At 61.3% G+C, this 9,574-nt stretch carries 8 protein-coding genes and 1 tRNA gene; 2 read left to right on the forward strand and 7 right to left on the reverse strand.

The features are described 5' to 3' along the window. Positions 1 to 59 precede the first annotated feature (59 nt). Positions 60 to 135: transfer RNA gene (locus tag ACP2AV_RS15320), tRNA-Ala, on the forward strand. A 7-nt stretch (positions 136 to 142) separates the two neighbouring features. Here ACP2AV_RS15320 and ACP2AV_RS15325 read toward each other — a convergent pair. The 6 genes from ACP2AV_RS15325 to ettA all read right to left on the reverse strand — a co-directional run bounded on the left by ACP2AV_RS15325 (position 143) and on the right by ettA (position 8,271). Continuing rightward, positions 143 to 3,427: a translocation/assembly module TamB domain-containing protein gene (locus tag ACP2AV_RS15325; RefSeq protein WP_426373647.1), complete on the reverse strand. Its 3,285-nt coding sequence runs from the start codon at positions 3,425 to 3,427 to the stop codon at positions 143 to 145. Continuing rightward, positions 3,427 to 5,208, reverse strand: a complete 1,782-nt coding sequence (locus ACP2AV_RS15330) for an autotransporter assembly complex protein TamA (RefSeq protein WP_426373648.1) — start codon at positions 5,206 to 5,208, stop codon at positions 3,427 to 3,429. Before ACP2AV_RS15330 ends, ACP2AV_RS15325 begins: the two co-directional genes overlap by 1 nt. 90 nt (positions 5,209 to 5,298) lie before the next feature. Beyond that, a complete protein-coding gene (locus ACP2AV_RS15335) occupies positions 5,299 to 5,682 on the reverse strand; it encodes a DUF302 domain-containing protein (RefSeq protein ID WP_426373649.1) in 384 nt (127 codons plus the stop codon). Positions 5,683 to 5,806: 124 nt separating this feature from the next. Next, a complete protein-coding gene (locus tag ACP2AV_RS15340; RefSeq protein WP_426373650.1) occupies positions 5,807 to 6,013 on the reverse strand; it encodes a cold-shock protein in 207 nt (68 codons plus the stop codon). A 153-nt stretch (positions 6,014 to 6,166) separates the two neighbouring features. Then, on the reverse strand, positions 6,167 to 6,481 hold the full coding sequence (gene cutA / locus ACP2AV_RS15345; protein ID WP_426373651.1) for a divalent-cation tolerance protein CutA: 315 nt from the start codon (positions 6,479 to 6,481) through the stop codon (positions 6,167 to 6,169). A 134-nt stretch (positions 6,482 to 6,615) separates the two neighbouring features. Beyond that, entirely contained in the window at positions 6,616 to 8,271 is a 1,656-nt protein-coding gene (gene ettA / locus ACP2AV_RS15350) for an energy-dependent translational throttle protein EttA (protein ID WP_426373652.1), read from the reverse strand. A 308-nt stretch (positions 8,272 to 8,579) separates the two neighbouring features. On the opposite strand from ettA, the gene ACP2AV_RS15355 reads away from it, so the two are divergent. Beyond that, the gene (locus ACP2AV_RS15355; RefSeq protein ID WP_426373653.1) at positions 8,580 to 9,056 is read left to right on the forward strand and encodes a GNAT family N-acetyltransferase; all 477 of its coding nucleotides are present in this window, start codon (positions 8,580 to 8,582) and stop codon (positions 9,054 to 9,056) included. Here the strand turns inward: ACP2AV_RS15355 and ACP2AV_RS15360 are convergent. Then, the gene (locus ACP2AV_RS15360) at positions 9,053 to 9,445 is read right to left on the reverse strand and encodes a GFA family protein (RefSeq protein WP_426373654.1); all 393 of its coding nucleotides are present in this window, start codon (positions 9,443 to 9,445) and stop codon (positions 9,053 to 9,055) included. The two genes, ACP2AV_RS15355 and ACP2AV_RS15360, sit on opposite strands and share 4 nt — an antisense overlap. Positions 9,446 to 9,574: the final 129 nt, after the last annotated feature.

Here is a 9,574-nt window from a genome sequence, read left to right on the forward strand (position 1 = left end):
GCCGGCGCGATCACCGCAATCTTGACAAGCAGAGTGTGGTGTTCCATTTCGGATGGCGTGGGGCCGTAGCTCAGTTGGGAGAGCGCGTCGTTCGCAATGACGAGGTCGTCGGTTCGATCCCGATCGGCTCCACCAACTACGCTTAGTAGTCCTGCTCGAAAAACACGCCGATGCCGGTTGTCCCGTCTGATCCCAATGACCCGCGTGCGGTGATATCTTCGGTGATATCCAGGTTCAGTTCGATGGTGGAATTGCCTTCGCTGTCGACGGTGACATCCGAATAGATGTTATCCGACAGGTACTTGCCCACGCGAAGTTCAGCTGTGCCTTCGTCTGACGTGGTTACATCCAAATCGTCCAGTCCGAAGTTGCGGCGAAGGTTCCCAACCACGCCTTCACCGCCCTTGCCCGCCAGCGTGACGACGGCTGAAGCAAGCTGCGCGGCTTGCACTGCGGAAATTTCGGTGACGCCTTTGCCGAACAACAACCGGGCCAGAATTTCGTCGTCGGGCAGTTCGGGACTGGACGCAAATGAAACGTCAAGATCATCGGCCGGCCCTTCCAGTGTGATGGTGACCGTGGCGTCGTCTGCCTCGGTCGAGGCCACGAGATACAGGCGGGGATTGAGTGTACCACGCAGCGACAAACTGCCTTCATCCAGTTCGACACGTTTGCCCAGAATATCCAGCCGCCCGCGGACCAGATCGAATTGACCGATCGGAATGACGTCAGCTGTCGTGCCCGTGACGCGCAGGCCGCCACCCAGTTCGGCGTCCAGCCCACGGCCGCGCACGAAAATCTGGTTCGGGGCGTCAATGCGGATGTTCAGACCAATCGGTCTTGAAGCCCCCCCACCGTTGCCCGTCTCGATCAGGCCGGCTCGGCTGCGGCTGCGCGTCACCGCGTCGGGCGCACCGACATGGGTTATTTCGGGAATGTCCGAACCGCTGGAACTCATCGTGCCGGATGGCACGGCGATTTCCGTTGCATCAAGCGTGAGCGTGCCTGCCAGAGTTGCACCGCCTTGCAGCGGACCTGTCAGATTCAACTGTCCGTCCACGCGGGTGCTATAGAGTTTGCCGTCTTCGAACCGGGCGCCGATCAGGTCGATGCGCAGGTCGGTAGGCATGGGCGCTTCCAGCCCCAATGTGCCGTTTGCCGAAATTCGCCCGCCACGGCTCGGTTTGGCCGACAATGTGGTCTGGGCCGCGCCGTTCGCAATCTGGACAGTCGCGTCAATTTCCGTCAGGGATTGCCCGAGCGACGCCTGGGCCAGGCGCGCGCCCGACGTTTCGATCGTGCCTGTCACGGCGTTCAAGGATGGTGCGCCGGCGATGGTCAAATCATATCGCGCAGTGCCCTGAATGGACATCTCTGACAAATAGTTGTTCGCCAGCGCCAGGGGGGCGGTGCCCGCTGCGCTGAGGTCCAGAACAAGGGACGGCGACACGATCACGTTGCCGCTCAGCGCTGCGGTGGTGTCGCCCGGGCCGGTTGCATCGGCGTCGATCTGCCAGCGCTCCAGTCCCGATGCGGCCGAAGCGGTCCCGTTGATCGAAGCCGGTCCGCTGATCCCGTCGGCGATCCGTCCCAGATTGTCGATCTGCGCGCGATAGTCAAAGGTGCCGCCGGTGGCGTCGATCCGGCCAGACACGTTGGCCGCGCTCGCAACACTGTCGAGCGATAGCGCGCGCAGAACTGTACCTTGGTTGTCGCGCGCCGCATCCAAAGCGACCGTCGTCTGCGCGCCCGTCACGGCATCAACCTGCGCGATGCCGGTGCGAAGGCTTTGTGCCTCTAGCGCGACCTGGGCATCGAAGGCACCGGTCAGCGCCGCATAATCACCCACAGCGCTTGCCGTGCCGCTGCCGGACAGCCCCGGCAGGGCCACAACGCCAGACAGGCGCGCAAGGTCATTGACGCGCAGCTGAACGTCGAATGTGGTCTGGAAGTTATCGTCGAACCCGTCGATTGCCGCCGTGCCGGTCACCCCGATATCGCCCGCATCAAGCGCCAGGTCCTCGAACCGGATCGGCTGGCCCGATTGCCAGCGCGCCCCGAATTCCAGTGTCGCCCCCGAGCCAAGCGCCTGTTGCAGCGCCGCGTCCTCATGGGTCAGGCCAACCAGGTCCAGCCCGGCCTGCGCACTGACGCGGGTTGCGTTGTCTGCCGTCTCGAACAGCTCGGAGATCGTGCCACTTGCGGACAGAACTGCCAGGTCGACCGCGATATCATCGCGAGAAAAGCCCGAAACCACCCCGTCAACGGAAAACTCGTCGCCTTGAGCGGCATCGTAATGGGCCTCTAGTCTGGCAAGAGTCACGTATGCTTTGGGGCCCGACAGCGGCAACAGAACCGGGCCTTCGCCGCCCATGTCAATGGTCAGGACAAAAGCGCGGGGCAGCCCGCTTGCCGCCAGGTCCGCCCGGCCGGCAACCTGAAGTGCGTCGGTCGTAATGGATAGGTTGGATAGGGAAATATCGCCGTCCGTTGTCTGTTCACCGATGACGCGGAACTGCGTGTCCGGGCCGAAGAAGCGGGCGTAATCCGCCTGGAACAGGGGCTGGATGTCCCCAGAGATATCTGCGGCGAACCGGCGGGCCTTGGGCGCGGGTTCGCCGGTGCTGTCGGATGTGCTCTGGGTGGGATCCGTGGGCACATCCGCCACGCGGACCGTGCCGCCCAGACGTTCGACGCCGTCGGTGGCCAGCGCGATATCCGCAGCAAAGTCGCCCAGCGGTCCCTGACCATCGGCAATGAATTCAATCGCCGGTTTGCCCGGCAGGCTGACTGCATTGGCAAAGAGCCCGTCCGGGCCCTCGGTCATGTTCAGCTGCACCTGCAGCACCTCGGTGGCATTATCAAAGGCGCCGGACAGGGCGATGGTGCCCTGCTCGCCATCTGTGCGCTCCATCGTCAGCGCGGCCTGGCCTTCGCCGCCGGCCAATTGTGCACTGCCTTCGATCGCCAACTGGACGTCTTCGCCCAGGAATGCGGGGCCAAGGTTGGCCTGACGGATATTCAACGAATCCAGTTTCAGGCTGACCGGTAGGTCGGGCAATTCGAAATCCTGCGCGGCGGGGGCGGGCCCGGTGTCTTGCGCTACAGGCAGACGCGGCAGGTCGACCTGTCCGACGGTAATTTCGCTGATGTCAATCGCACCGGCCAAAAGCGCGCTTCGGTCCCACTGCAATGTGCCATCGGTCACGGTAATCCAGACGCCTTCGTCGTCGGCCACGGTCAGGCTGTCAAACCGCGCGGTCGAGCTGAGCGCGCCGCGAAACCCGTCGATCCGCACCTCACGCCCTACGCCGGAAAGGGCATCTTCGATCAGCCCGGTCAGGTACGAGCGGTCCCGTTCTGTCGTGTCTTGCGCCAATACCGGTGCCGCGGCAAAAACGGTGGCGTAAATCCATAGTCTGCGCATCAGAATGCCTGCCCGATCCCCACGTAAATCTGGTAGCCGTTGCCGGTATCCCCGGCGACCGGTTTGGCCATGTCCAGTCGGATCGGCCCGATGCCCGTGGCATAGCGCACCCCGATCCCGGCGCCCGCGTGCATCGACCCGTCGCCGGGCACAGACGTTTCTGCGATCCAGCCGACATCGTAAAACGCCACGGCCGAGACGTTGTCCCAAACCTCTGCACGCACTTCGCCCGAGGCGCCTAGAAAGCTACGCCCGCCGACGCGGTCGCCGCCGCCCAGATCAACGCCGAGCGACTGATAGGGCTGACCACGAACCGTGCCCCCGCCCCCCGAATGGAACAGCAGGTCAGGTGGCGTGTCGGCCAAGCCTGCCCCGAATACCGATCCGACCTGCAACCGGCCCGCCAGAACAAACCGGTCATCTGTTCCAAAACCCCGGTAGGCGCGCGCATCTGCATAGGCGCGGGTGCCTGTCGCCGAACCGCTCATCCCGACAAAGGGCAGCCCGTCTGCCTGTACATAGGTGCCATTCTTGGCGTCGACCTCGCTATCGCGCCGATCCCAAGCCAGGGACAATGGGAAAACGATATGCGAAAATGTGCGTTCGCCCAGATCGTCGCGCACGTCAGAATAGCGATACCCCAAGCCCGCGCTTGCGGTCAGATCATCCGTGATGATCGCCTCTAATCCGAATTCAAACCCGGCTTGCCTTGAATAATAGTCCGGCTCGTCCAACAGCGCGATGTTCGCTTCGATGTAGGCGGTCGTATCCGTCCAAAAGGTCGCCGGGCGGGCGATGCGGGTCGTTATCGCGTAGTCTATTCCGGTGTTTGACCCCAACCCAGACACCTCGCCATCGACGCGAAATCGTTCGGCGCCACCAAACAGGTTTCGGTGCAGCCAATAGGCGGACAGGGTGCCGCCCTCGAACGAGGATATCTCGGCGCCAAAGCCAAATCGGCGCGGTTTGTATTCCACAAGTTGCGCGGAAATGTCCAACGTGCCGTCGGCGTTTGGCGTGTCTGCCTCGCGAAGGGCGACCGAGCGGAACACACCGGACCGGCGCAGCCGCGTTGCCGCGGTTTCCAGATCTTGGGGGGAAAACGGCTGGCCGATGGGCAGGCCCGCGATCTGGGCCAGGCGTTCGTTACGCACGGTATCGCTGCCGGAAAATTCGATCTGGCCGAACGCCAGTGCCGGGCCAGGAACAATCCGCAGATCGACATCGAGCTGCGCTGAGGGATGGCGCGCGACGATGCGCTGTGCGCCGACGCTGGCTTTGGCGTGTGACGCGGCGCGCCATCCATCGATGGCGATACTGGATGCCTGTTTGATGGCCGTCAATTCGGCCGCTTGGCCCGGCGCGAACCCGTCGGGCAGGTCGGTGCCTGGGGCCAATGGGGTGACGCTGGCGCGGCCGAACGCAAAGCGCGCGCCGGCATCGACCGTAAGCGTGACTGTCGAAACCTGGGCGGGGACGTTCAAGGGGGATATGGCCGCCGCTTCGACCCCATCGACCTGGATATTGACGGTTCCGCCGTAGTAGCCCGCATCATAGAGCGCGGCGGTGATCTGACGATAATCCGACTGGGCGGCAGTAATGATGTCCTGCGGACTGGTCACATTTTCGCGCCGCGCTGCCAAAACGCGCGAACTGGCGCGCACCGAGGCTTCGACACTATCGGTCATGGCCCCGCGCAACTGCGATTCGAATCCCAAGGTTGGGCCTGCAAGAGTTGCGAATGCGGCGATCAGGCCGGTGACTTGGATCGGGCGGGTCAAGTTGGGTCAATCCATGCTTACAAAAGATCAAGGGCTGCGGGTATCGCAACATATTGAAAGCTTAACGCACTGCCACCATCAAAGTTGCGTTCAAATCGCATCCAGCGCCTTTTTTAGCATTTCGCCCACTTGCGCGGTGACAGCGGGCAGCGCGTCGTTGTCAACGGCCTGCATGGATGCAGCAGGATCGACTGCAGATACCTCGACGCCGGTGTCGGTCTGGCGCAGGATCACGTTGCAGGGCAGCATCGCACCGATGCACGGTTCCAGTTCAATCGCTTGCCAAGCCATGCCGGGATTGCAGGCGCCCAGGATGCGATAGGCAGGCATCTCGCGGTCCAGCTTCTTTTTCATGGTGGCGGCCACGTCGATTTCGGTCAGCACGCCAAAGCCATGGTCGGCCAGCGCTGCGCGAGTTCGCGCGTCAACATCTTCGAAACTGCCGTCGATGGTGCGTGTGAATGTGTAGGACATGGTGCTCCCCGTCTTTCATCTGGTGTGTCATGATGAAGCGCTGGGGGCAGGAAGTTCAAGCCACGTTTGCGTGGGATGGTCGGTGCGCGCGGGTGTCCGCGCGCCCCTTTCGTATCCGGCTGGCTTAGGCCAGGGCCAGGTTCACAGCGCTTTCGCGGCCGTCACGGCCTGCTTCCAGGTCAAAAGTGACTTTCTGACCGTCGTTCAGGCCTGTCAGACCCGAGCGTTCCACGGCCGAGATGTGCACGAACACATCTTTGCTGCCGCCTTCGGGCTCAATAAAGCCGAAACCTTTAGTTGCGTTGAACCATTTCACGGTGCCATTGGCCATCGTGTTTACTCCTGTTTGGTGCTGCCCACGAGATTGTGGCAGCCCGGCTCAGTCAGCGATCGATCGAGGACTGTGGCCGAAAAGGAGAACAGTAGGGTCGAAAGAGGTAACGTAGCACGGCCCATATGAGCCCTATTGGATCAAATAGCAAGCTTATTCGGAAAGGGTCTCGGCGGCGATCCATGCTTCGTAGTCGGCATTGGCACAAAAGGTATCGCGCAAAATCGGAGGGGTTTCATAGGGATGCAGGGCGCGCACGGCCCGCTCGACTTTGTCGCCAAGTTCTTCGCTGGTTTTGAGCACAAGCGGAAACTCGCGCGTTCGCTCGATCCTACCCTTCCAATGATACCGGCTTTCAATCGCGGGCAGAATGTTGGCGCAAGCGACCAAGTGCTGACCAAGCAGCGCATCGGCGATCTCTGACGCGGTTTCATGGTCGGGGCAGTTTATGGTGAAAGACAGGGGCATGGGAACACGGTAACGGCGCGGAGGCGATCTGTCACGTTTTCCGCACCTTTGCGCTGGCGGAATTTGACCCGTGCGCGACCCGGCCAACTATGGGCCGGGTGTAACAAAGGCGCCCGTAGGCGTCTGAATGGCTGTTACCGCGTGAACTTCCTGTATTTCATCCGCTTTGGCTCCAGCGCGTCGGCGCCCAGGCGGCGTTTCTTGTCTTCTTCGTAGTCTTCGAAGTTGCCTTCGAACCATTCCACATGCGCATCGCCCTCAAAGGCCAGAATGTGGGTACAAATCCGGTCAAGGAAGAAACGGTCGTGCGAGATGACCACGGCGCAGCCGGCGAAATCGACCAGCGCGTCCTCAAGTGCCCGCAGGGTTTCAACGTCGAGATCGTTTGTCGGTTCGTCAAGCAGCAGCACATTGCCGCCCTCGCGCAGAAGACGGGCCATATGGACGCGGTTGCGTTCACCACCTGACAGCAGCGACACCTTTTTCTGTTGATCGCCGCCCTTGAAGTTGAACGCCCCGCAATAGGCGCGCGCGTTCACCTCGGCGTCACCCAGTTTGATGATGTCCTGACCGTCGGCAATCGCTTCCCACACAGTTTCGTTGTCTTTCAGATCGTCGCGCGTCTGATCGACATAGGACAACTTGACCGTGTCGCCGTATTCGATTGTGCCTTCGTCGGGCTGTTCCTGCCCGGTCAGCATGCGAAACAGCGTGGTTTTACCTGCACCGTTGGGGCCGATCACGCCGACAATTCCACCTGGCGGCAGCGAAAAGCTCAGGTCTTCGACCAGCAGTTTGTCGCCCATATGCTTTTTCAGGCCGTCGACCTCGATCACCTTGCTGCCCAGGCGCGGCCCGTTGGGAATGACGATTTGGGCGCGGGAAATCTTTTCGCGCTCGGACTGGTTGGCCAATTCGTTGTAGCGGTCGATCCGGGCTTTCTGTTTCGACTGGCGCGCCTTGGCACCCTGGCGCATCCATTCCAGTTCGCGCTCGAGCGTTTTTTGCTTGGAGTTGTCCTCGCGCGCTTCCTGTTCCAGCCGCTTTGCTTTCTGCTCCAACCAGCTGGAATAATTGCCTTCGTAGGGCACGCCCCGGCCACGGTCCAATTCCAGAATCCAGCCGGTGATATCATCCAGGAAGTAGCGGTCGTGGGTGACGATCAGAATGGTGCCTTTGTAGTCGATCAGGTGCTGTTGCAGCCAGGCGATGGTTTCGGCGTCCAGGTGGTTGGTCGGTTCGTCCAACAGCAGCATGTCAGGCGCTTCCAGCAGCAGCTTGCACAGTGCCACCCGCCGTTTTTCCCCACCTGACAGGGTGGTGACATCTGCTTCGTCTGGTGGGCAGCGCAGTGCTTCCATCGAAATGTCGACCTGTGCGTCCAGATCCCACAGGTTTTGCGCGTCGATCTCGTCCTGCAGCTTGGCCATCTCTTCGGCGGTCTCGTCCGAATAGTTCATGGCCAGTTCGTTGTACCGGTCCAGGATCGCCTTTTTCGGAGCAACACCCAGCATGACATTGCCGCGCACATCCAGCGACGGGTCCAATTCCGGCTCTTGCGGCAGATAGCCGACCTTGGCGCCCTCGGCCGCCCAGGCTTCCCCGGTGAAATCCTTGTCCAGCCCCGCCATCACCTTGAGCAGCGTCGATTTACCGGCGCCGTTCACGCCGACGACACCGATCTTGACCCCGGGCAGGAAGTTCAGGCGGATGTTTTCAAACACCTTCTTGCCGCCGGGATATGTCTTGGACACGCCATCCATGAAGTAAACGAACTTGTTGTCGGCCATAGAACACCTGTGAAGCTTCTGTTTGGGCCGGTGTACCCAATGGGCGCGCCAAGGGAAAGGGGCGCTGACATCCAGCTGATCGGGCAGCCAGTTCCAATGGGCACGCACCTATCGTTTTTTGGCACGCTTTGCACAGGTGCCTTTGGTCAATCGGCCCCGGCCTGCCAGCGCCTTGACCGCGTACATGATGGGCTGGACCGCCCGAAATGGCGCTTCGTTGGTGTCGAGGTCACAGGTTTAACAGCAAACCGGCTCTGCCTTGACCGCGACGCAGATCTGGCTTGGTATGTTCGGAAAAGGGGACACAAATGCCACATGGACCGACCATATCCATGACCAACGACGCCATGGCGCTAAAGCGCGGCGAAGCGCAGGTTATCGACTGGTTGAGCGAACATGCCGCCGCGGCCGGTCATCACTTTCAGAATGACAAGGTGCTCTTTGAGCATCGCGAAGGGGACAAGGTGACTGGCGCCTTGGTTGCGGTCTTTGGGGTGGCATGGTGTTTTGTCGAACTCCTTGCGACAGACCCCGGGTCCCGGCGGTCCGGGGTGGGGCGCGCGCTCATGGCGCGTGTCGAAGAGCAGGCCCGCCAACGCAACATGACGGGCATTTGGCTGGACACCTACACATTTCAGGCCCCCGCCTTCTACGAAGCGCTCGGGTATCAGCGCGTCGGCCGGATCGACGATTACCCGCCCGGCGAGGCGCGTGTCTTCTATGCCAAACGGATGGATGGACGGCCGGACAACGTGCCCGGCGACTGCGGCACGTCTCGGGCCTAGGACGGGTGCCCATCTGATTGCCGAGCGTTGTCGCAGATCATCAGCCAGTCCGGCTTTTCCGATACGAATTCGTGGAACTGGTTCTGGATCGGTAGCGGGGTATCAAGGACGTTGGCGGCGATCGGGAAACTGTCGTCGTCGGACAGAATTTCACCCAGAGATGTCCCGCAGATCTTGCAAAAGCACCGACCATATTTGTAGGGCGCGTCCGGACTGTAGAGCGTGACCTGCTCTTGACCTTTCACCCATACAAGATCGGCTTTTTTGACAAAGACGATCGTGCTTGCCCCGACCTTGCGGCAGCGCGAGCAATGGCACGTTCCCATCATCGACGGCTCTGATTTCAACTGAAACTCAACCGCCCCGCAGCAGCAACTTCCTGTAATCATTGGTGCCCCCCTTCGTGCCTGGCGTGAGGGGAACATTAAGCGAACATTTTGCCGTTGGCTACTATTTTCGATCCCGGGAATCGCCGCCCATGGGGAATCTGTTCCACAAAAAAGCGGCGCGGGTTGTCC

The organism is Aliiroseovarius sp. PTFE2010, assembly GCF_049943335.1.
In the GTDB taxonomy this organism is placed as follows: domain Bacteria; phylum Pseudomonadota; class Alphaproteobacteria; order Rhodobacterales; family Rhodobacteraceae; genus JBNFVY01.